The sequence below is a fragment of the Pseudomonas lactis genome, from assembly GCF_001439845.1.
Classification (GTDB): domain Bacteria; phylum Pseudomonadota; class Gammaproteobacteria; order Pseudomonadales; family Pseudomonadaceae; genus Aquipseudomonas; species Aquipseudomonas lactis.
On sequence record NZ_JYLO01000005.1, the window covers coordinates 257,218 to 278,702 of the forward strand.

The 21,485-nt window shown below is 56.2% G+C and carries 17 protein-coding genes and 2 pseudogenes; 7 read left to right on the plus strand and 12 right to left on the minus strand.

Translation table 11 applies throughout. The annotated features are described in order from the left end of the window. A complete protein-coding gene (fba, locus tag TX24_RS10135; protein ID WP_003177554.1) occupies positions 1-1,065 on the plus strand; it encodes a class II fructose-bisphosphate aldolase in 1,065 nt (354 codons plus the stop codon). 109 nt (positions 1,066-1,174) lie between these two features. On the opposite strand, the gene TX24_RS10140 is transcribed toward fba, so the two are convergent. From TX24_RS10140 to TX24_RS10150, 3 genes are read right to left on the minus strand one after another with little or no spacing between them, the layout of a single operon-like run. Further along, the gene (locus TX24_RS10140; RefSeq protein WP_234454813.1) at positions 1,175-2,392 is read right to left on the minus strand and encodes an MFS transporter; all 1,218 of its coding nucleotides are present in this window, start codon (positions 2,390-2,392) and stop codon (positions 1,175-1,177) included. After that, positions 2,379-3,977: a carbamoyltransferase C-terminal domain-containing protein gene (locus TX24_RS10145; RefSeq protein WP_057710264.1), complete on the minus strand. Its 1,599-nt coding sequence runs from the start codon at positions 3,975-3,977 to the stop codon at positions 2,379-2,381. Before TX24_RS10145 ends, TX24_RS10140 begins: the two co-directional genes overlap by 14 nt. Positions 3,978-3,990: 13 nt before the next feature. After that, positions 3,991-5,067: a SagB family peptide dehydrogenase gene (locus TX24_RS10150; RefSeq protein ID WP_057710265.1), complete on the minus strand. Its 1,077-nt coding sequence runs from the start codon at positions 5,065-5,067 to the stop codon at positions 3,991-3,993. Positions 5,068-5,703: 636 nt separating this feature from the next. On the opposite strand from TX24_RS10150, the pseudogene TX24_RS31810 reads away from it, so the two are divergent. Together TX24_RS31810 and TX24_RS30645 are read left to right on the plus strand one after the other, a co-directional pair. Further along, positions 5,704-5,850 (plus strand): annotated as a pseudogene (locus TX24_RS31810) (fructose-1,6-bisphosphate aldolase); the annotation flags it as partial. Between the two features lie 175 nt (positions 5,851-6,025). After that, positions 6,026-6,214 carry a hypothetical protein gene (locus TX24_RS30645; RefSeq protein ID WP_228391120.1) on the plus strand — a complete coding sequence of 63 codons (189 nt, stop codon included), beginning with the start codon at positions 6,026-6,028 and terminating at the stop codon, positions 6,212-6,214. A gap of 335 nt (positions 6,215-6,549) precedes the next feature. On the opposite strand, the gene TX24_RS31815 is transcribed toward TX24_RS30645, so the two are convergent. The 3 genes from TX24_RS31815 to TX24_RS10160 all read right to left on the minus strand — a co-directional run bounded on the left by TX24_RS31815 (position 6,550) and on the right by TX24_RS10160 (position 8,329). Next, positions 6,550-6,912, minus strand: coding sequence for a hypothetical protein (locus TX24_RS31815; RefSeq protein ID WP_125970778.1), 363 nt, complete (start codon positions 6,910-6,912; stop codon positions 6,550-6,552). 265 nt (positions 6,913-7,177) lie between these two features. Beyond that, entirely contained in the window at positions 7,178-7,456 is a 279-nt protein-coding gene (locus TX24_RS10155; RefSeq protein ID WP_057710266.1) for a hypothetical protein, read from the minus strand. A 207-nt stretch (positions 7,457-7,663) separates the two neighbouring features. Further along, on the minus strand, positions 7,664-8,329 hold the full coding sequence (locus TX24_RS10160) for a polysaccharide lyase family 7 protein (RefSeq protein ID WP_047711966.1): 666 nt from the start codon (positions 8,327-8,329) through the stop codon (positions 7,664-7,666). 312 nt (positions 8,330-8,641) lie between these two features. On the opposite strand from TX24_RS10160, the gene TX24_RS10165 reads away from it, so the two are divergent. The 3 genes from TX24_RS10165 to TX24_RS10175 are packed head-to-tail and all read left to right on the plus strand — an operon-like array spanning position 8,642 to position 11,604. Further along, positions 8,642-10,747 carry a putative bifunctional diguanylate cyclase/phosphodiesterase gene (locus TX24_RS10165; protein WP_057710267.1) on the plus strand — a complete coding sequence of 702 codons (2,106 nt, stop codon included), beginning with the start codon at positions 8,642-8,644 and terminating at the stop codon, positions 10,745-10,747. Positions 10,748-10,789: 42 nt separating this feature from the next. Then, positions 10,790-11,290, plus strand: coding sequence for a M48 metallopeptidase family protein (locus tag TX24_RS10170; protein ID WP_003194942.1), 501 nt, complete (start codon positions 10,790-10,792; stop codon positions 11,288-11,290). Positions 11,291-11,307: 17 nt separating this feature from the next. Next, positions 11,308-11,604: a winged helix-turn-helix domain-containing protein gene (locus TX24_RS10175; protein WP_057710268.1), complete on the plus strand. Its 297-nt coding sequence runs from the start codon at positions 11,308-11,310 to the stop codon at positions 11,602-11,604. A 97-nt stretch (positions 11,605-11,701) separates the two neighbouring features. On the opposite strand, the gene TX24_RS10180 is transcribed toward TX24_RS10175, so the two are convergent. Further along, positions 11,702-12,154, minus strand: a complete 453-nt coding sequence (locus TX24_RS10180) for a GNAT family N-acetyltransferase (protein WP_057710269.1) — start codon at positions 12,152-12,154, stop codon at positions 11,702-11,704. Between the two features lie 197 nt (positions 12,155-12,351). On the opposite strand from TX24_RS10180, the pseudogene TX24_RS10185 reads away from it, so the two are divergent. Further along, positions 12,352-13,090 (plus strand): annotated as a pseudogene (locus tag TX24_RS10185) (substrate-binding periplasmic protein). Positions 13,091-13,775: 685 nt separating this feature from the next. Here the strand turns inward: TX24_RS10185 and yccS are convergent. From yccS to TX24_RS10210, 5 genes are all read right to left on the minus strand, one after another. Further along, on the minus strand, positions 13,776-15,959 hold the full coding sequence (yccS, locus tag TX24_RS10190) for a YccS family putative transporter (protein ID WP_047711962.1): 2,184 nt from the start codon (positions 15,957-15,959) through the stop codon (positions 13,776-13,778). Between the two features lie 200 nt (positions 15,960-16,159). Beyond that, positions 16,160-17,338: a BaiN/RdsA family NAD(P)/FAD-dependent oxidoreductase gene (locus TX24_RS10195; RefSeq protein ID WP_057710318.1), complete on the minus strand. Its 1,179-nt coding sequence runs from the start codon at positions 17,336-17,338 to the stop codon at positions 16,160-16,162. A 150-nt stretch (positions 17,339-17,488) separates the two neighbouring features. Further along, positions 17,489-18,826: an ATP-dependent RNA helicase DbpA gene (dbpA, locus tag TX24_RS10200; protein ID WP_232964675.1), complete on the minus strand. Its 1,338-nt coding sequence runs from the start codon at positions 18,824-18,826 to the stop codon at positions 17,489-17,491. A gap of 130 nt (positions 18,827-18,956) precedes the next feature. Continuing rightward, positions 18,957-20,384, minus strand: coding sequence for a multidrug transporter subunit MdtD (gene mdtD, locus TX24_RS10205; protein ID WP_057710270.1), 1,428 nt, complete (start codon positions 20,382-20,384; stop codon positions 18,957-18,959). Between the two features lie 36 nt (positions 20,385-20,420). Then, on the minus strand, positions 20,421-21,311 hold the full coding sequence (locus tag TX24_RS10210) for an alpha/beta fold hydrolase (protein ID WP_057710271.1): 891 nt from the start codon (positions 21,309-21,311) through the stop codon (positions 20,421-20,423). Positions 21,312-21,485 lie beyond the last annotated feature (174 nt).

Genomic DNA, 21,485 nt, shown 5'->3' on the forward strand with positions numbered 1-21,485 from the left:
ATGGCACTTATCAGCATGCGTCAAATGCTGGACCACGCAGCCGAGTTCGGCTACGGCGTCCCAGCCTTTAACGTCAACAACCTTGAGCAGATGCGCGCCATCATGGAAGCCGCTGACAAGACCGACTCCCCTGTGATCGTCCAGGCTTCGGCCGGTGCGCGCAAATACGCCGGCGCCCCGTTCCTGCGTCACCTGATCCTCGCCGCGATCGAAGAATTCCCACACATCCCGGTGTGCATGCACCAGGACCACGGCACCAGCCCTGACGTGTGCCAGCGCTCGATCCAACTGGGCTTCAGCTCGGTAATGATGGACGGTTCCCTCGGCGAAGACGGCAAAACCCCAACCGACTACGAGTACAACGTACGCGTGACCCAACAAACCGTGGCCATGGCCCACGCCTGCGGCGTATCGGTTGAAGGCGAGCTGGGCTGCCTGGGTTCGCTGGAAACCGGCATGGCCGGCGAAGAAGACGGCATCGGCGCCGAAGGCGTGCTGGATCACAGCCAGATGCTGACCGACCCGGAAGAAGCCGCCGACTTCGTCAAGAAGACCCAGGTCGACGCCCTGGCCATCGCCATCGGCACCAGCCACGGCGCCTACAAGTTCACCAAGCCGCCTACCGGCGACGTGCTGGCCATCGACCGCATCAAGGAAATCCACAAGCGCATCCCCAACACCCACCTGGTGATGCACGGTTCTTCCTCGGTACCGCAAGAGTGGCTGGCGATCATCAACCAGTACGGCGGCGACATCAAAGAAACCTACGGCGTACCGGTTGAAGAAATCGTCGAGGGCATCAAGTACGGCGTGCGCAAGGTCAACATCGACACCGACCTGCGCCTGGCGTCCACCGGTGCGATGCGTCGCCTGATGGCCACTAACCCGAGCGAGTTCGACCCGCGTAAATTCTTCGGCGCCACTGTGACGGCGATGCGTGATGTGTGTATCGCACGGTATGAAGCGTTTGGTACTGCGGGTAATGCTTCGAAGATCAAGCCGATCTCGTTGGAGGCGATGTACCAGCGGTATTTGAAAGGTGAGTTGAACGCTAAGGTGAACTGAGTCTCAAGCGTTTAACTAAAGAAGCCCGCAGTGATGCGGGCTTTTTTGTGGACTTGAATTGGCAACTTTAAGTGTTAGGAGAGTCACCGGGCCATCGTTCGATGCTGCACTAACTGACAGGTGTGCGTGCTTGTTTTTTGTACAGATATAAATAGACCGCAATTGACACTGATGCAGTTAAAAAAGCCATGCATGCGGCCGCAACGAAAGGTGCTGAGCGACCTGCCGCGATTATTAATATTGTCCCTAATGAAGGCCCAATTATAATACAGAGCATTTGGACGCTTCTGAAAGACATGGACACTCTTCCAATATTGTCAGGAGGGCATAACTGTTGAAGGATTATGTTTGAGGAAATGATTAAAAGCTCATAGCTGAAACCATTCACAAACCAAACCAGCGGATAGAGATAGGCTCTTCCAGGTACTTGAAAAAATACTAAAATTGCCGTCAGGATTAATGCTGTAGAGAAAATAACTAATGCATGTGATCGAAGTAGAATCTCATCGATATTGCTCAGCTTTAACTTCATCAGCAGCGCGGCACATATCGCGCCTGCGGCTGTCGCGGAAACGATCACTGAGAAACTGACTGGAGGTAAAGCTTCGTAGGCTAGAAAGGACGCCAAATGTGGGTCGTAAATTCCTAACGCAAGCGATGTCAGTAGGGAGTACAAAAAGCCTATGCGGAGTTGAAAGGGCAGGGCATTGAATATAGAAAACCCTCTAGTTATGTCACGATAGAGTGGAAGGATTTTCGTAGAGGAGTCATTCATTTGCGTTCGGAATGCCCGGCAAATAGACTTTAGGAATGGAATGGTTAATAAAACGGCGGCAGCAGATAAAAAGAATAAATCCTTGGGTGGCAATACTACCGCTAACGCACCTGCAAGTAATGGGGCGAGAATTTTTGAAGATTGATCAAATACACTGACGTGACTGAAAAAAGATTTACGCTCTTCGGCAAGTATCAGTTTTCGAACCGCGATGGTCATCGAAGGAAAGTAGAATAAGTTTGATACACCTTTGAATAAAACGAAAAACAAAAAACTCTGAAGGTCTGGAGACACTGCTAGCGCTACAGTAGATAGTGTGCGCAGCAAGGCACCTAATAATAGTGTTTTCCTGACGTCATGTCGATCTATCAGTGTTCCAATGATAGGGCCAAGAAACAACATTGGTGCACCCAGACAAAAAGCCAAGAATGCTATCGATGAAGGAGAGGCATGCCATATATAAACGGGAACCGTGAAGACCAAAAAAATATCAAGCCATAATGAGAGGCTGGATAGCGCTTGCACATAAATAAGCTTGCTAGACGTTTTCATCATGCCGATCTGAATTGAGAAAAAATTTGTCTTCAAATACGAAGCCGTCGAGTTGATGTTCGCTGGCAAATCGACAAAGGTCGCTCAACCTATTAATAAAACCGCGACCGTTAAAATTCAGGGAAGTGTTACAAAGTACACCGACTCCTGAAATGTCACGATAGGCACTCAGTAATTGATACATACGAGGATTTTGCGATTTATTGACTGATTGAGGACGCGCTGAGTTATCAACGTGCGTGACCGCCGGAATTTTAGATGAAATTACTCTACGAAACTCTAGCATGAAGGGGGAGGGAGTAGACGGGTGGAAGTATTCACCCATACATTCTTCTAAACATATCGGCGCAATAGGTCGAAACCCTTCGCGCTGCTTGATTTTATTCAATCTAATGAGATTTTCTCTAGGGTAGGGCGCCGCCAATATTGAGCGATTCCCTAGGGCTCTAGGCCCCATTTCATATCTACCCTGCACCCAACCTAATATGGAACCGTCATGAAGCAATTGTGCAACACGCCGTATATCATAGGGTTCACTAATGAAGGTGCCTGTATTATCTGTGTCAATCTGTGATGGCTCACCTGCATAGGGCGACCAAGTTATCTTGGCAAGTCCTTTGGTGTGCAATAATGCATCAATCGCGGTTCCAATTGCAGATCCACTGTCGTTTGTGCACGGAGGAATAAATACATCAGGGAATAGTTGTGTCTCTTTCCATTTGGTATTCCAGTCACAATTTAATCCACAGCCACCCACAATTAATAAAGGTGCGTCATCAAAAACTAGCGGCTGAACAAAGTCGCGAAACAGATTGAAAATTGCGTTTGAAAATTGGTGTGCAAGCGATGCGAGTCGAGGGTTTTCAATTCCAATATTGTAATATTTGCTTTTACGAAATTGGCGCTTGTGAAGCTTTCTAAAATTCGTGTTCTCGTCGAGTAGCGTCGCTATTATGTGTCTGGCGTCCTCATCGATCTCACCGTTTTCGCCATAAGCGGCGAGCGCCATGAGTTTTCCGGCATCACTTAAACGAATTTGCCCCGCCCCAAGATTAAAAGTGGGATCTGCGAGCGCGTATAGAAAAGCAAATCTGTCCCCAGGGTTTTCAAGTGCACTACCTAATTTAGAAATATTTACGTTTTCATCGATTCGATAGAATGCGCCAAAATAACCCTCCCAAAGTAATGCGTAGCAAGGTTGTCCTTGTGGGAACGGCGAAAGCCCATATCCGCATAAAAGATGTGAGCGTTCATGGGAGGATGAGAAATAAGTAACGTCGCGACCAAATATTGATCGTTTTTGGTTAAGAATCTGCGTTAATCCAGAATAACCTGCACCAATGGTGTCACTTTCTGAACTCTGTCCTCTACTCCAACCACTCTGAGCTACTATGTCCACGGGTTTGTTGAATATGTGAAAAATTTTCAAAAGTACGTCAGGTGTCACGCTTGAAAAGCGAAGACCGTTATCCTTTTCTGCTTCTACAGAAAACTCCAAGTGGTTACCGATAATTAGAGCTACCGCTCCGTCATGTCCATCTTTAAGGCCAAGGATTACACTGTCATCATTTTCAAAATTGACCATAGTCAGCACCTCATCAGACTCCGTCTAGTAGTTTCCTAACTTCGGTGGTGTACGAGCTACCCGTGCCATGCCCTGCACCCACCAAAAAGATGACTTGCTCCGAGGGAAGGTTTACCTTTAAGAGTTCATTTATCTCTTTGTCATGAAAGTATCCGGTCAACCAAGGATGTAAGCCAAGCGCGGTGATTAACAAATTTGCAGTTTGTGATAGATGTCCGACGTCCAGCAGCATTGGACGATAGGCACGAGAGTGAGGGTATTTCCACCAAAGCTTGTCAAAACGAGAGGTGAAAAAAATTGCGAATGCCAAGTTGTTTGCCCAGTGCTGGCCGCATAAATAAGTAGATATTACTTCAGGCGGAAGGTCGCGTACTTTCTCCAGCGTGTGCTGTTCACTTATATAATGATAAATGCCGGGTGCAAGATCCTCGACATTCCGTACCCATACATAGCCCTCCGTCGCCTGTAAGCCTCCCGCCGAAGGTGACGTCCTTCTGAATCCGAACTTTTGAGCGCCAGTCGGAGCGTCGTAATCGACCTCTTTTTTATCTGCTAAAGTTCCATAAAGTATGGTTGCTAGTGACAATACTGGTACTGAAGTTTCAAAAAAATCTCGACAAGTATGACGCGCCAAAAGGGTTTCCCATAGACTCGCTTCTTTAATGACTGAAATGTTTGGAGGTGGCAGTAGTGTTTTTTCGCCTCCTTTTATTAAAGAAATATCTGGTTCATTCTTATGGATTGACTTGCAGAAATTCAAGTAGCTTTTAGCGTATTCAATGTACATTTCAGGCTTGTCAGGGGCTGGCGAATTCGGATGAGATGTCCCAATGTGGAATATTTTTGATAACACGTCCCAACCCCATTCATCGGTTGGTTTCACGTCATGAAGGACCCCGGATGTGTCTATGGATATGTCATCGTCTGTGTCTGATACGAAATCGCCTGCAGAAAAACTCACTAACCGCTCAAACTCCCCAGCACTTATCTGGTATTGAGCGTGATTTCTATAGTCCCACAAGTAAGCCGCACCATCTTTAAGTACAAGAAATACGTCGTTTGAGAGCCATTTTTTCTTCGCAGTACACATAGCCGCCTAAGCACCTATTAGGTTTGGTGAAATTCATTTAGCGAGATTCATTTTTATGAGCTGCCTGGGCCGAAGCCCAGGCGGTAAATGATTATTTAATTTCTAGTTTTCTACTGTCAGCAGAAGCTTCAATAATTCGATCCTTACAGTTTGGAACGAATGCGTAGTGGGGTACAGTCACCGTTTTAATTGAGAAGTGAGGGGTCTGGTACGCGTCGTTTGATTGATTGTTGAGCGTCGGTTCTATAGTTACTCGTTTCATAATATAGTTCCTCAGGGTTGTTGCCTTCGCAGATGTGCGATGCAATTAAACCGTATGAGCGCGTATTGAGATTGTCAATTTTGTTTTCTTGAGCGGTATTGTTCTCAGTCGGATTTTTGTGTATTTGTCCATGAGCTTATCGGATCGTTCTGATTGGTATTTCCTACATTTCGCTTCCCCGTTGATTTCTAAAAGCACTAATTTATATACGAGGCGGTAATATCCTGTTGCATAAAAGCCGAAGGTTTCGTAGCCGTTGTGGGCATATGTTTTTCTTCGCGGGTGCTCAGCGCTATAAGCGTTTAGTCGAGGACGCTAGGCGCGGCGTATAGAGTGCTTACGTTGATACTGACCCGCATCTGTGATTTTCCCTTGCAACCGAGAGCTCCATGCGTGATTGCTCTATCACGGGTTATGAAGCGTTCGGTACGGGGGGCAATGCTTTGTAGATCAAGCCGATCTCGTTGGAAGCGATGTATCAGCGGTATTTGAAAGGTGAGTTGAACGCTAAGGTGAATTGAGTCTTAGTCGTTTAAAAAGAAGCCCGCAGTGATGCGGGTTTTTTATGGATGCTATTTCACTATAAGGGACATACTCAGATTAATTTAGTTAAAAGTTCGATAGAGGTGACATTTTGCTCATCACTACCCCTCCAGCTTTTGGCGAGCGACTCAGGCAACTACGCCGAGCTAAGCAGTGCAGTCAGCAGCAACTCGGGCAGAAGCACGGTGCAGCCGCAAGACCATCATCGACCTGGAAGCTGGAGAAAATGTCGCGATGTATACCGCCTTCAGAGTGATTACTGCACTAGGTATGGCGCTGGAAATGGTTGGTCGGCGTATTGATCTCAAATCGATCGCCGAACGGGTAGAGCACGATGAGTAAGATCAAAAGGCTCAACGTCGATACTTTCCAGGGCATTTGCGGCGAACTATCTAAAAAGTAGCAGCATAGATCGATAGCAAGAAAGTTGTGCTGGGGGCTGTGAAAAATTTTGGCGCAGGTACTTTTTACTTAGGGTTTTAGCAGGTAATGGTCGGCGTATTCAAATAAAGGGCCTGGGTTTTATCGGGTTGTATATATTCTGTATTTAAAGTTAAAATAGAGACTTGTTAAAAAGAAAATACCCATGTTCCAATTTGGGTATTTCCTTATGTTTGCCCAGCTATGTCTTGATTGCGTGTCATCTGAACTGCTTGCATTGATAAGGTGTAGAGTTACTATGGCTGTTTTGTAAGCGCTACGTTTATTGGTTCGCCTCCGTCCTCTGTCAGTGTGCCGTACATGTTGTTGTATGAGTGATCGTCGGCCGTAAGGTTTAGTGTTCCAGTACGTTTTGTCAAATTCCCGTTTGTACCACTTTCAGGATCCCACAAATTGTAGTTCACCCTGAAGGTGAACGAGGACTTCGTGGAGGGCGCACTTTCTCTGTGATAGCCTGCTGTTATAAAAGGATGATTTTGCATGACTCCTTCTAATTTTCCTGTGTCGTAATCAGCAAAGGTAATTCTTATCGCATATTGATTTACGCTTGCAGGAGAGAACCTATAGGTGTGTTCAAGTGCGGGTTCGTGTTTGGCCATGATAGTTATCCAAGGTGGGAGTCAGGTGCGGCTTCCGTAAAGTACCTATTTCGTCGCCGTGGAAAAAATGTTATCAAGTGATCTGATTCTAGGGACCTGTTAGATCTGACAGTTTTATATTCTTTTTTAGAATAATGGTGGTGCGATAATTTATAAGTGTGGCTTACATATCGTTTCTTCGAGCTCGAATTACATCCAGAACGCGCGAAAGTGCGGTTATTTATCGATGGGATTTGATCACGCCGTGGCGCTTATCGAACCCACGCTACTCAATCGCCCAGAACACATTACTCACATCCTGCACCAGAATGTGTCCGGTATTAGCCACGTTGTTCAGGTCGCGCTCGGCAAAATCCGGCAGGCTGGAGCACACCATCAGGTTTAGGTGTTCCAGAGCGGCGTTGAGACGTTCGCGCAGGCAGGCGTGGAGGTCGAGCAGTGGGGCTTCGCTGTCGATCAACAGTACGGGGTAGTCGGTGGCGGTTTCTGTGCAGGGGCTAAAGAGGCGATGTGGCTTGTCGCAATGGTGCTGTAGGACCCGCACAGGATCCTCAGGCCACACAGAACCTTTGTGGGAGCGGGCTTGCTCGCGAATGCGGTGTATCAGTCAATATAGATTTTGGCTGATCCTGCGCATTCGCGAGCAAGCCCGCTCCCACAGGGGGGGGGCAGTGGCTTTAAGTGATTGGATTACTCGCGAAGGATCCTTGTACTCATCGGGCATTGCCTACTTGAAATGAGGCCAATCTCCTTACTCATGATCAATATCCAACTTCGCAAACGTCACCCGCGCACCCTCATTGGTGTCGCCCGAATTGTCCTGCACGTACACCCCCGCCTTGAAGTACAACGGCTTGTCGCCCCAGGCCGCGCCGATCCGTTCATTCCACTCGCTGTCGGCGGCATACACGCTGAGCAACCCGGCTTTGTTGAGGTTGATCACATAGGTGAAGCTCTTCTCCAGCGGCACGTTGGAGGCGACGATGATCACCCGGCTTTCGGCCTCGTCCGGGCGCATGCGCACTTTGGCGACGATGTTGCCGGTCTGGGTTTTTTCCTTGAACTGGTACTCCAGCTTGATCAGCGGCTTCTGGCTGTCGTAGGCGTGGATCTGGCCGATCACAATTTTGCCGGAGGAGGGCACCTGGTTGACCGTGAGGGTGGCGCGCAGGAAGTTGTCGGCCTCGGGGTAGGTCCAATTGCGCAGGCGGCCGTCGGCGTAGGTTTCGCGCAGTTCGCTGCGTGGGTAGATGGCGTTTTCGGTGCGCGAGCCCGTCACGGGTGTCCAGAACTGCACGTCGCTGCCTTCGGCCTGGAAGTATTGATCGTTGAAGCCGCTCAGCAGCCTTGGCGTTTCAATGGTTGTGGGTGGGGAGCCGACCGGAATGCTCAGGTTCCAGGTGGAAAGGTCGATCATGGTGTTGGCCTTTTTACAGAGGGTGAAGGCATTGGCCCAACGGGCCTTCCAGGTTCTTTATAGGCGGTGCTGGTGAGATTGTTAAACAATTGCTGGCAATTTATTGGCGTCAGAGGAATGCCAAAAAGCCATGTTGCCCGTGAACCGCGGGCTACAGGGTCTTACCGTTAGTCGGCTTCCTGGCCTTTGGCACAATGATGGCCCCTACGTCACTTCTGCTTTTTTAGAACCACGGCTAGAGTGAGCCCTCAGTGTTTATCCGGCCTTTGTAACAAAAGTGACCGGTGTAGCTCCCTAAGGAAGAGACGTAGCATGGATGGCGCTCCACAACACGACGATGCAATTTCGGTTCTGTTGGTGGTCGATGACTACCCGGAAAACCTCGTCAGCATGCGTGCGCTGTTGCAGCGTGACGATTGGCGTGTGATCACCGCCGCGTCTGGCCTGGAGGCCCTGGAGTTACTGCTGGCCCACGACGTCGACCTGGTGTTGCTGGACGTGCGCATGCCGGGCATGGACGGCTTCGAGGTGGCACGCCTGATGCGGGGCAGCCAGCGCACGCGTATGACGCCGATTATCTTTCTGACCGCCACCGCCCATTCGCCCGACGCGGTGCTTGAAGGCTATGCCAGCGGGGCGATCGACTACCTGTTCAAGCCCTTTGACCCGCATATCCTCAAGCCCAAGGTGCAGGCGTTGCTGGAGCACCAGCGCAATCGCCGTGCCTTGCAGCGCCTGAGCCATGACCTGGAGTTGGCCCGCGCTTTTAATGCCTCGGTGCTGGATAACGCCGCCGAGGGCATTTTGGTGGTGAGCGAAGCCAGTGTGATCGAGTACGCCAACCCGGCCATTTCGCGGCTGTTGAATGCGACGCTGGCTGAGTTGCAGGGCGAGAGTTTCCTCAGTTTCCTGCAAAAGCCCCATGTTCCAGCCTGGTTGGGTTTCCCCATGTACGAGGCGTATCGCCGGGGTGAGACGTGGCGCCAGCACGATGCCATTTTGCGCACCGGTCGGGGCCAGCAGGTGCCGGTGGCGTTGTCCTGTGCGCCCTTGCCTGCCGAGCAGAAGGCGATGGTGGTGACGGTGCTGGACATGTCTGAAGTAAGGCACCTGCACCAGCAACTGGAATTTCAGGCCGTGACCGACCCGCTGACCGGACTGTTGAACCGGCGCGGTTTCCATCAGGCGATGGAGAACACCTTGCTGCGCAGCGAACGTAGCGAGCAGGCGCTGGTATTGCTGTACCTGGACCTGGATGGCTTCAAGCGGGTCAACGATACGCTGGGCCATGACGCCGGGGATCGCGTGTTGCGTTGGGTCTCGGAGCAAATGCAGGCGTGCCTGCGTTCCTACGACATTCTGGGGCGCATGGGCGGGGATGAGTTCACCGCGTTGCTGGAGCTGGAGTTTCCCGAGCAGGCCGCGAAGATCGCGGAAAAGCTCATCGAACGGGTGTCTGTGTGCCAGCAGGTCGATGGGTTGGAGGTGATGCTGGGGGTCAGTATCGGCATCGCGACCTTCCCGGATTGCGGCTCGGACTTGAGCGGCCTGCTGCGGGCGGCGGATATTGCCATGTACGAAGCCAAGCGCGCCGGCCGTCAGCAGTATCGTTACTACGACCAGGAAATGAACGGCCGCGCCCGCTCGCGGCTGATGCTGGAAGACAGTGTGCGTACCGCCATTGCCAACAAGGATTTCACCTTGGTGTACCAGCCCCAAGTCTCCCTGGAAGACGGGCGTTTGCGCGGCGTCGAGGCGCTGTTGCGCTGGCAGCATCCCAGCGTCGGTGATGTGCCGCCGGGCCTGTTCTTGCCGCTGCTGGAAGAGGCGCGGTTGATCAACCAGTTGAGTGCCTGGATCTACCAGCAAGTCGCCGCCCAGCGCCAGGGTTGGCAAGCTACCTTCGACCCCGACCTGGTGTTGAGCGTGAGCCTGAGCAGCAGCCAGTTCAACATGCCCAACCTCGCCAACCAACTGCAGCAGATGCTGGAGCGGCATGGGTTAGAGGGGCGGCAACTGGAGGTGGAAATCGGCGAGGACTGCTTGATGAGTAATCTTGCCGAGTCTACCAAGCAACTCCAGTTACTGCGCCGGATCGGGGTGCGGATTGCCTTGGACGACTTTGGCTGCGGCCAGTGCTCCCTGGCCCATTTGCGCGACCTCAAGTTCGATACGCTCAAACTTGACCCTCAACTGGTGGCGCGCCTGCCTGGCTCGGCGCGGGATGCGGCGATGGCGCGCAGCATCATCCAACTGTGTGAGCATTTTGGTGTGCTGGTGATCGCCGAAGGCGTGGAGACCCTTGAGCAAACACAATGGCTAAAGGCCAATGGCTGCGCGTATATCCAGGGGCCGTGGGCGGCGCTGCCGTTGATGGCCGAAGACGTTGCCGGCTGGTCGTACCCTCGCGCGCTTTGAATTCGCTACACTGGCGCCCGTCCCAATTGCGTTGCCGAGCCCATGACCGCGTTGAAATACCTCCAGGCCTACCCCGCCGCGCTCCAGGAGCAAGTGCGCCAACTGATCGCCAAGGACCAGTTGGGTGCCTATCTGGAACAGCGTTACCCCGAGCGCCATGCGGTGCAGAGCGACAAGGCCCTGTATGCGTATGCCCTGGCCTTGAAGCAGGAGCACCTGCGTAACGCGCCGTCTATCGACAAAGTGCTGTTCGACAACCGGCTGGACCTGACCCATCGTGCCTTGGGTTTGCACACCACGATTTCCCGAGTGCAGGGCGGTAATCTCAAGTCCAAGAAAGAGATCCGCATCGCTTCGCTGTTCAAGGAGGCGGCCCCGGAGTTTCTGCGCATGATCGTGGTACATGAACTGGCTCACTTCAAGGAGTCGGACCACAACAAGGCGTTCTATAAACTCTGCCAATACATGATGCCGGGCTACCATCAGGTGGAATTCGACCTGCGCGTGTACCTCACCTGGCGCGATTTGCAGGGCAAGCCCTAACCCCAAGGCGACTGACCATGGATGTGAGCAAGACCAAAAGCAGCTTCTACCGCCGCCTGTACGTGGCGTACTTGATCGACAGCCAGCTGGCCAGCAGCGTCCCGGCGCTGACCGAGGCCACCGGCATGCCTAGGCGTACCGCCCAGGATACGATTGCGGCGTTGGCCGACCTGGATATTGTGTGTGAGTTCGAGCAGGAGGACGGTGCGCGTAACCATGCGGGGCGCTATCGGATTCGGGATTGGGGGGCGATTGATCGGGGGTGGATCGAGGCTAATCTGGCGTCGATCAAGCAGGTGTTGGGCTACCCCTGAGTTCAGCGGTGGCAGGGCTGACGCTATCGCGGGCAAGCCCGGCTCCCACAGTTGAATGCGTTCCAATGTGGGAGCTGGCTTGCCTGCGATGGCGCCCTCAGATGCGCCGCATGCCGATATGGGGAATATCGTCCTCCAGGTATTCCTCACCCGCCACTACAAACCCATACCGCCCGTAGTACTCCTGCAAATGCGCCTGAGCTGAGAGAAAGATCGGTGTCTCGGGCCAGATTTCTTCAATCTGCTTGAGGGCCTCTTCCATCATCGTGTGCCCCAACCCGGTGCCGCGTGCCGATGGCGCAACGATCACCCGGCCAATCACCACATCACCGCCCTGGGACTCCGGGTCCAGCAGGCGCAGGTAAGCCACCAGTTCATTGTCGTTCCAGGCCATCAGGTGATGGGTGTCCCCCGCCAGGTCCTGCCCATCGATGTCCTGATACGCGCATTTCTGCTCGACGACGAATACCTCGCTGCGCAAACGCAGGACGGCATATAGCTGGTCCTTGCCCAAGTCGTTGTGATGTTTACAAACCCAATCAACCGTCATGATGTGTGCTCTTATAAAGACGTGCCTGGATAGTAAGCGTGACGGGCGCCGCTGTCTAAAATTGGCAAATGTGTGAATGGCGTCAATTTGCCATCATTCAGTGCGTGCGCCGTTGGCTGCTTTGTGTAATCTGCAATGCAAGCTTATTGATGAGCTACTGTTATCAGGCCACCGCCTGCCCGCCAAGGACTTTGAGCATGCCGCGATTGACTCGTGCCGTTGCTTTGATCGCAGTGCTGTTGCTGGCCCAGCCGGTGCTGGCCCAGCGTCTGCGCCTGGTGGCGGATGGCTGGCCGCCGTTCACCGATGCCACCATTGATCAATGGCGGCCTGGCCACCGATATCGTCAGCACGGCCCTGGCCCGTGCGGGGTACGCCAGTGATTTTGAACAGGTGCCCTGGGCCCGTGCGCTCAAGGGCGTGGGGGATGGGCGCTACGATGTGCTGATCAACGCCTGGTACGACGAGGCCCGCACGCAGTTTGGCCAGTTTTCTGCTGAGTACCTGCTTAACCGTGTGCGCTTTCTCAAGCGCAGCGACGATGACATTGGTTATCAGAGCCTGGCCGAACTGCGCGACGAGACCATCGCCGTGGTGCGCGGTTACGCTTACTCGGCAGCGTTCGATCAAGACACCCAGCTACAGAAAGTACCCGTGCACAACTTTGCCATGGCGGTGCGCATGCTCGCGGCGCGGCGGGTGCGGTTGACGCTGGAAGATGAATACGTGGCGCGTTATTACCTGGCTCGGGAGTCGCCGCGGGTGCGCAATACCGTGGCGTTTGTGGGCAAGCCTTTGAGCGAGAACAGCCTGCATATTCTGGTCAGTTTGAAGAACCCCGAGCATGCGCAGATTGTCGCGGGTTTTGATCGGGAGATTGCCAGGATGAAGGCTGATGGCAGTTATGCGCGGTTGATGAAGGCGCATGGGATGTAGCGTGCGGGCCTCATCGCGGCATAGTTATCTACACAACGTTGGTGCGACGCTGACCCTGTGGCGAGGGAGCTTGCTCCCGTGACGGCCGGATAGCCGACGCGGCTCTAACTGACGCACCGCGATCTAATTGTGGGAGCTGGCTTGCCTGCGAAGACGGCCTGACAGCCGACGCCTATTTACCTGACGCCCCACGACCCAACTGTGGGAGCGGGCTTGCTCGCGAAGGCGGCCTGACAGTCAAAACAGTTATACCGAGTACATATCGATTCCTGCGGTAACGGCCACTTAGGGTTCCGCCCTGACGGCGGCTCACTTTTGAAAAGCGCAAAAGTAAGCAAAACGCTCTTGCCCCACCACTCGGCACCTCGCTTAGGCTCGGTGTGCCCGTAATCCGCCAGTGATTTGGGGGGCCGCCGCCACGCGCCATCCATGGCGCGGGGCGGCTAAACCGGCATCCCTGCCGGTTTACCCCCCAAATCCCTGTCGAATTCCGGCCAGCGTGGTTTAACGGGGCGCCTAAGATCAAAAGCAGATCAAGATCAAGAGCGACTCGCTTCGCATCGTGGTTTCAGGAGGCTGCTGCGAACTACACAGTTGTGTAGATACCTATGCTCATCGCGGGCAAGCCCGGCTCCTACATGGGAATGCGTTCCAATGTAGGAGCCGGCTTGCCTGCGATAGCGGCCTAAGCCGCACCGGTATCCTTGATCAAATGCGCCGCCAACGTACGCAACGGCCCCAACTGCCGGCAGATCAACGCCAACTGCGTCTGTACCAACCGCTGCCCTTCGTCGATCTCATCCGGCATTTGTTCAAGCTCGGCGGCCAGCGCTTCCTCGGCATCGCTCTGGATCGCAACCGACTGTTTGTTGGCCAGGCCGGTGGCGATCTCATCAATGCTCGCCGCCAGGCTGTTGCCCGCGCCTTCGATCAAGTGCTCACGCACATCGCTCGGTAGCGAAGTATCGCGATGTGCCCCCAACCCTGACAAATAGCTGAGCAAGGTGTGAGACAGCACCAGGAAGCGGAAGCCCACGTCGGCTTCCTTACGGAAGTGCCCCGGCTCCATCAGCATATTGGCCAGGGTGGTGGACAACGCGGCGTCGGCGTTGTGCGCGTTGCGGCGGGCCAGGCGGTAAGCCAGGTCGTCGCTCTTGCCGGCGGCGTATTGCTGCATGATCTGGCGCAGGTAGATGCTGTTGCAGGTCAGGGTGTTGGCCAGCACTTTGTTCAAGCGTCGGCCTTGCCAGTCTGGCAGGAACAGGAACACCGCCAGGCCCGCGATCAGGCTACCGAGCAACGTATCGAACAGGCGCGGCAGGAACAGCCCGTAGCCATCGCCCACCTGGTTGAAGCAGAACAGCACCATCAAGGTGATGGCCGCCGTCGCCAGGGTGTAGCGGGTGGTGCGGTTGATAAAGAACACCAGGCCTGCGGCGATAGCGAACATCGACTGCACCACCGGGTTGGGGAACAGATCGAACAGCGCCCAGGCCACGGTGAGGCCGATGGCGGTGCCGATGATCCGCTGGCCGAGTTTGCGCCGGGTGGCGCCGTAACTCGGCTGGCACACGAACAGGGTAGTGAGGATGATCCAGTAACCCTGAGACGCGTGAATGGCGTGCAGGGTGGCGTAGCCGACGGTCAACGCGAGGGAAAGGCGCAGGGCGTGGCGAAACAGCAGCGAGGTGGGCGTCAGTTGGGTGCGCAGGCGCGTCCACATTTCCTTGAGGTTGCGCGGGGCGCGGTCCAGCAGGTTGCTGTCGGTGGCGTCGGCCAGGGCATCGGGGTTGCTGGCGTCGCCCAGCAGGCGGTCGAGCGTGGACAGGTTGGCCGCCAGGGCGCGCAAGGAGCGCAGCAGGCCACGCCAGGCCGGGTTGCTCTGGATGCGCAGGTGCTCCAGGGAGGCGTTCAGGTCGCCCAGGGCTTGGGCAAAACTGTCGTCATAGATGAACGGTTGGCGCAATTGGATCGACTCGGCCAGCGTCTGGCAGGCCTTGCCCTGCTGGCGCAGCAGGCGCTGGCAACGAAACAGTACATCGCTGTGGAAGAAGGCTTCAGTGAGGGCGTTGTAGGGGTAGTGAGAGGAACTGGCGCGCTCGTGAATGTCCTGGGCCAGGAAGTAGAGCTTCAGGTAGCGACTGACCTTCGAGCCCGGACGCCCATTGCCGACGCGGTGCAGGATGATTTCCTTCGCGGCATTCAGCGCAGCGACGACTCGGCCATTTTGCTGAGCCAGTTCCAGGCGTCGCGCTTCTACGTCCAACTGACGGATGGGTTCAAACAAGGACGACTTGAGCTTGAGGTAACGCCCCAGCTCGCGGAACAACCGCGCCAGGCTCTGCTGCACCGGCTGGTTGGAAAACAGCGCCTGCCACAGCACCGACAACGCGCCGTACCAAGCGGCACCGGCGACCAGCAACAGCGGCTCATGCCAGAAATCCGTGACGGCGCCGCCGCGCTGGTCCACGCCGATCATGGTGTAGACCGACAGAATCAAGGTAGCCGAAGCAATCGCGCCATAGCGTTCGCCCAGCGCGCCGAGCATGGTCAGGCCGAAACTGGCCAGGGCCAGGGCGATGGCAAATATCCAGGGGTAAGGGAACAGCAGCTCTACCGACAGCGCGGCGATGCTGAAACACACCAGTGTCACCGCCAGCGCATTGAGGCGGCCTTGCCAGCTGTCATCGGTCTCGGCCAGGGCGCTGGCGATAATCCCCAGGAACAGCGGGATCAGCAGCGTCATTTCATCCTGGTACCAACACAACGCCATGCTGCCGGTGAGGGCGATGAACACCCGTACGCTGTAGCTGAATTTATCCAGCGCCCACAGGCGCCGCATGGACTGCTTGAACGAGGTCGATGACATGAAGTCTGGAGTCTTCCGGGACGTTGTCGCTAAATTGAGCTATCAAGGACGCCACGGCAAGTGCGGCGATCACATCGGACAGCAAAATTCTCAGGATCACTGCAAAACCAATGTGGGAGCGGGCTTGCTCGCGAATGCGGTGTGTCAGCTAATAGACAGTTAACTGATCCACCGCATTCGCGAGCAAGCCCGCTCCCACATCAGGCGTATTGCGCGGCCGCGTAGCCCGAGGCCCAGGCCCACTGGAAATTGAACCCGCCCAGGTGGCCGGTCACATCCAGCACTTCGCCGATAAAGTACAGGCCGGGGCTTTTCAGCGATTCCATGGTCTTGGACGACACTTCCCGCGTATCCACCCCGCCCAATGTCACCTCGGCGGTGCGATAACCCTCGGTGCCGGCCGGTACCAGTTGCCAGCTCCCCAGTTTTTGCGCGATATCGGCAATTTCAGCGTGGGTGTACTGCTTCATCGGTTTGGATTCGAACCAGCTTTGGGCCAGCAGGTTGGCCATCTTCTTGGTGAAGATCTCGCCCAGCAGGGTTTTCAACTCGCTGTTGGGGTGTTCGGCCTGTTGCTGTTGCAGCCAGGCATGGGCGTCGTGGTCGGGCAGCAGGTTGATTTCTACCGTGTCGCCGGAGTGCCAATACGAGGAAATCTGCAAAATTGCCGGCCCGCTCAGGCCGCGGTGGGTGAACAGGATGTTCTCGCGAAAACTCTGGCCGTTGCAGCTCACCAGGCAGTCGACCGAGGTGCCGGACAACTCGCCGCACAACTCCTTGAGCTGGTCGGTGATGGTGAACGGCACCAGCCCGGCGCGGGTCGGCAGCAGTTCGTGGCCGAACTGTTTGGCCACTTGGTAACCGAAACCGGTGGCGCCCAGCGTTGGGATCGACAAACCGCCCGTGGCGATCACCAGGGATTCACAGCGCAGCTCACCCAAGGTGGTTTGCAGTTGATAGCCGCTTTCGAGCTTGGCGATTGCCTCGATGGAGGTGTCCAGGTGCAGGCTCACGCCGGTCTGGATGCACTCGTCGAGCAGCATGCCGAGGATGTCGCTGGACTTGTTGTCGCAGAACAGCTGGCCGAGTTTCTTCTCGTGGTACGGCACATCGTGCTTGGCTACCAACCCGATGAAATCCCACTGGGTGTAGCGGGCCAGGGCGGATTTGCAGAAGTGCGCGTTATGGGAGAGGAAGTTGGCCGGCTCGGTGTACATGTTGGTGAAGTTGCAGCGGCCGCCACCGGACATCAGGATTTTCTTGCCGGCCTTGTTGGCGTGGTCGATCAACATCACCTTGCGCCCACGCCCGGCGGCGGTCAGCGCGCACATCAAGCCTGCGGCGCCGGCGCCAATGATCACAACTTCGGTCGAGCGCACAGCCATGTCCTCACAAAACTATTGATTTGAAATGCCATCAACACTGTGGGAGCTGGCTTGCCTGCGATAGCGGTAGTGGATTCACCGTCGCTATCGCAGGCAAGCCAGCTCCCACATTGATTCGGTTCCTGCAATGGGAACTCGGTGTTATTACAAAATACGCACGCGCAGCGAACGGCCTTTGATCTTGCCGTCATTCAAACGCTGCAACGCCTGCTTGGCGATGCCGCGCTCCACGGCCACGAAGGCCTGGAAATCAAAGATCGCGATCTTGCCGACCTGGGCACCCGGAATGCCGGCTTCACCGGTCAATGCACCGAGAATGTCGCCTGGGCGCACCTTGTCTTTACGCCCTGCGGCGATGCACAGGGTGCTCATCTGCGGCAACAGCGGGCCACCGCTTTGCGGCTTGAGGTTGTCCAGTTGGTCCCAGTTCAGCGGCGACTTTTGCAGTTGCTCGATGGCCTGGGCGCGGTGGGCTTCGGACGGCGCCACCAGGCTGATGGCGATGCCGGTTTCGCCGGCACGGCCGGTACGGCCTACACGGTGGATGTGAATTTCCGAGTCGCGGGCCAGTTCGACGTTGATCACCATGTCCAGGGCGTCGATGTCCAGGCCACGGGCGGCAACGTCGGTGGCCACCAGCACCGAGGTGCTGCGGTTGGCAAACATCGCCAGTACCTGGTCACGGTCGCGCTGTTCCAGGTCACCATGCAGGCCAACGGCGGAGATGCCCTTGGCGGTCAGGTGGTCGACGGTTTCCTGCACTTGCTGCTTGGTAAAGCAGAACGCCACGCAGGAGGCCGGGCGGAAGTGCGCCAGCACCTTGGTCACGGCGTCCATGCGTTCTTCCGGGGATATTTCGTAGAAGCGCTGTTCGATCTGGTCGTCGGAGTGGAACGCTTCGGCTTTCACTTGCTGAGGCGCACGCATGAACTTGGAAGCGAGCTGCTTGATGCTCACGGGGTACGTGGCCGAGAACAGCAGGGTTTGGCGGCGCGGCGGGGTCTTGCTGATGATGTCTTCGATGGCGTCGTAGAAGCCCATGTCGAGCATGCGGTCGGCTTCGTCGAGGATCAGGGTGTTCAAGCCGTCCAGCACCAGCGAGCCTTTACGCAGGTGCTGCTGGATACGGCCCGGCGTGCCGACGATAACGTGGGCGCCGTGCTCCAGGGAGGCGATCTGCGGGCCGAGGGACACGCCGCCGCATAGGGTCAGTACCTTGATGTTGTCTTCGGCACGGGCCAGGCGACGGATTTCCTTGGCCACCTGGTCGGCCAGCTCGCGAGTCGGGCACATCACCAGCGCCTGGCAACCGAAGTAGCGCGGGTTGATCGGGTTCAACAGGCCGATGCCGAATGCAGCGGTCTTGCCGCTGCCGGTCTTGGCCTGGGCAATCAGGTCCAGCCCTTTGAGGATCACCGGCAAGCTTTGCGCCTGGATCTGCGTCATCTCGACGTAACCCAGCGAGTCGAGGTTAGCCAGCATGGCGGCGGACAGGGGCAAAGTATTAAAAGCGGTGGCGATGGTAGTCACGGGACTGGCTCTGCAAAACAAAATGTCGCGCAGTGTACCAGTCTCGTGGGATTTTCCTCGCAAGTTCTCGACGAGACGCCCGTTAGTGCTCGATATCGTGCTCGCGGCTGACCACGCGTTTGCCGTCCTTGGGCGACAGTTGCAGGAAGATCGCCGCCGCCAGCATCGCCATGATGCCCACGGTGAGGAAGGTCAGTTGAAAGGCGCCCAGCACCGTATTGACCCCGTCATTGCCGGCTTCGGCGGTAAAGCCGCCGAGCAATGCACCGGCACAAGCCACGCCCAGGCTCAGGGACAACTGCGCCACCACCGACAGCAAGCTGTTGCCGCTGCTGGCCTGGGCGTCGTCGAGGTCGATCAGGGTGACGGTGTTCATCGCGGTAAATTGCAGGGAGTTGATGGCCCCCAGGACTGCCAGCATGCCTAACAGTAACGGGTAGGGCGTTTGTTCGCTGACCAGGCCCATGCTCGCCAGCATCAGGCCCAGGGCCAGGGTGTTGCCGGTCAGGACGACGCGGTAGCCGAGGCGCTCGATAAGCGGGCGCGCGATGGATTTGGCGAACATTGCCGCCGCCGCCAGCGGCAGCATGCTCATGCCGGCTTCTGACGGCGAATAGCCCAGCGCCACTTGTAACAGCAGCGGCACCAGGAACGGCAGTGCGCCGCTGCCCAGGCGCGCAAACAGGTTGCCGAGGATCCCCACGGCAAAGGTGCGCGTCTTGAACAGCACCGGCGAGAACAGCGGGTTGTCGATGTGCCCGGCGCGCAGCCAGTACGCCGCCAGGCAGGCAAGCCCGCCGAACAACAGCAACATCACCCGCAGGTGCGGCAGGTGCAGTTCGCCCAGGCCCTCCATGGCGATGGTGATCAGCACCATCGCCGCGCCGAACAGCAGAAAGCCCAGGCCGTCGAAGCGCGTGCGCTCGCTGCCGCGCAGGTCGGGGATGAATTTCCACACGGCATAGCAGCCGATCATGCCCACCGGCAGGTTGATCAGGAAGATCCAGTGCCAGGTCAGGTATTGCACCATCCAGCCGCCCATCGTCGGGCCAAGCAAGGGGCCGAGCAGGCCGGGAATGGTGATGAAGCCCATGATCCGCACCAGCTCGGAGCGCGGATAAGCCCGCAGCACCACCAGCCGCCCGACCGGCAGCATCAGCGCACCGCCCAGGCCCTGGACCACCCGTGCGCCCACCAGCATGCTCAGGCTACTGGACAGCGCACACAGCAACGACCCGATGCTGAACAGCATGATCGCGCCAAAGAAAATCTTCTTGGTGCCAAAGCGGTCGGCGATCCAGCCCGAGGCGGGAATCAGCAAGGCCACGGTGAGCATGTAGGCGATCACCACCCCTTGCATGCGCAGCGGGTTTTCCGCGAGGTCCTGGGCCATCGCCGGCAGCGCAGTGTTGAGAATCGTCCCGTCCAGCGACTGCATGAAGAAGGCAATCGCTACCACCCAGGGGAGCCAGCGGGCGGTCTTGGCATCGAGAGGGGCACGATTCGGCATGGGATCCCTTTTTATTAGCAGGCTATGTGTTGGCGATTATGCGCCATCCGTCGCCCCTTTTCCCACTGGCGGTTCGTCTATAGCTGACAAGCTCGCATGCTCGCCCACCAGGAAGTCCAGCAAGGCCCGATGCACTGCCAGCGCGGCTTCGCGGGACTCCAGGTCCAGCAGATGGCCGGTGTGTTCGGCCACGGCAAAGCTGCTGCGGCCTACATAGTGTTTGAACAGCTGGGCCTCGTCGGCCGGGGTGTATTCGTCCAGCGCGCCGTTGAGAAAGTGCACCGGTGTTTCAATCTGCCTGAGCGCCGGCAAGTAGTTGCCATCGCCCAAGCCCAGCACCTGATGAATATGAAAGCGCGCCTGGCGGTACTCGGTGGTGGCCATGGTCGACAGGTGCCGATGGTTATTACGTTTGAGGCGCGGCGATAGGTATTTGCCCACCGTTTCGTTGAGCAGATGGCCGACCGCCGATTTGTCATCAGCCTCGATCAGCACACGCACGCGCTCGACATACTCCAGCATCGCCTGGTTGAGGTTGGGCGCCAGGGCCATCACCACCGAGCTTTCGATGGAGGGCGGGTTGTGCGCCAGGGTCAACAGCGTGGAGATGCCGCCCCATGATGCCGAGACCAGATGATTGACTTTGAAACGCGCCACCAAGGCCCGCAGTATTTGCACTTCGTCGTCCTTGGTGACCAGGTCGAGTTCGGTGTTGTGCTCGCGCGACAAACCAGAGAAGGGCAAGTCGAACAGCAGCACATTGAAGTGCTCGGCCAGGCATTTGCTGGTACGGGCAAAGGAGCGCGTGGTGGATAGCGCGCCGTTAACCATCAGTACGGTTTTTCTGTGCGGGTCGTTACCCAGTTGCTCTACGTGAACGTTGTAGTGCTTGTACAACTTCTCAATGACAAAACTTCCATGGTTCATCTCAAGACTCCAGCTTGCCTTTCCCAGGCAAGGTTATGCTCTCGTGGGCAGGGGTGGCGGGATAGACGTTTCTTTGCAGTGCAGGTTATTGCTCTGTAGGAGCGAGCGTGCTCGCGAAAAACGTCAACGATAACGCAGTGCTGATAGCCAGCCGGCGGTGTCTGTAAGTTCTTC

Coding starts and splice junctions, on each gene's coding strand:
- fba (WP_003177554.1), top strand. CDS start 1: ATGGCACTTATCAGCATGCGTCAAATGCTGGACCACGCAGCCGAGTTC.
- TX24_RS10140 (WP_234454813.1), bottom strand. CDS start 2,392: ATGAAAACGTCTAGCAAGCTTATTTATGTGCAAGCGCTATCCAGCCTC.
- TX24_RS10145 (WP_057710264.1), bottom strand. CDS start 3,977: ATGGTCAATTTTGAAAATGATGACAGTGTAATCCTTGGCCTTAAAGAT.
- TX24_RS10150 (WP_057710265.1), bottom strand. CDS start 5,067: ATGTGTACTGCGAAGAAAAAATGGCTCTCAAACGACGTATTTCTTGTA.
- TX24_RS31815 (WP_125970778.1), bottom strand. CDS start 6,912: ATGGCCAAACACGAACCCGCACTTGAACACACCTATAGGTTCTCTCCT.
- TX24_RS10160 (WP_047711966.1), bottom strand. CDS start 8,329: ATGATCGACCTTTCCACCTGGAACCTGAGCATTCCGGTCGGCTCCCCA.
- TX24_RS10165 (WP_057710267.1), top strand. CDS start 8,642: ATGGATGGCGCTCCACAACACGACGATGCAATTTCGGTTCTGTTGGTG.
- TX24_RS10170 (WP_003194942.1), top strand. CDS start 10,790: ATGACCGCGTTGAAATACCTCCAGGCCTACCCCGCCGCGCTCCAGGAG.
- TX24_RS10175 (WP_057710268.1), top strand. CDS start 11,308: ATGGATGTGAGCAAGACCAAAAGCAGCTTCTACCGCCGCCTGTACGTG.
- TX24_RS10180 (WP_057710269.1), bottom strand. CDS start 12,154: ATGACGGTTGATTGGGTTTGTAAACATCACAACGACTTGGGCAAGGAC.
- yccS (WP_047711962.1), bottom strand. CDS start 15,959: ATGTCATCGACCTCGTTCAAGCAGTCCATGCGGCGCCTGTGGGCGCTG.
- dbpA (WP_232964675.1), bottom strand. CDS start 18,826: ATGCTGGCTAACCTCGACTCGCTGGGTTACGTCGAGATGACGCAGATC.
- mdtD (WP_057710270.1), bottom strand. CDS start 20,384: ATGCCGAATCGTGCCCCTCTCGATGCCAAGACCGCCCGCTGGCTCCCC.
- TX24_RS10210 (WP_057710271.1), bottom strand. CDS start 21,311: ATGAACCATGGAAGTTTTGTCATTGAGAAGTTGTACAAGCACTACAAC.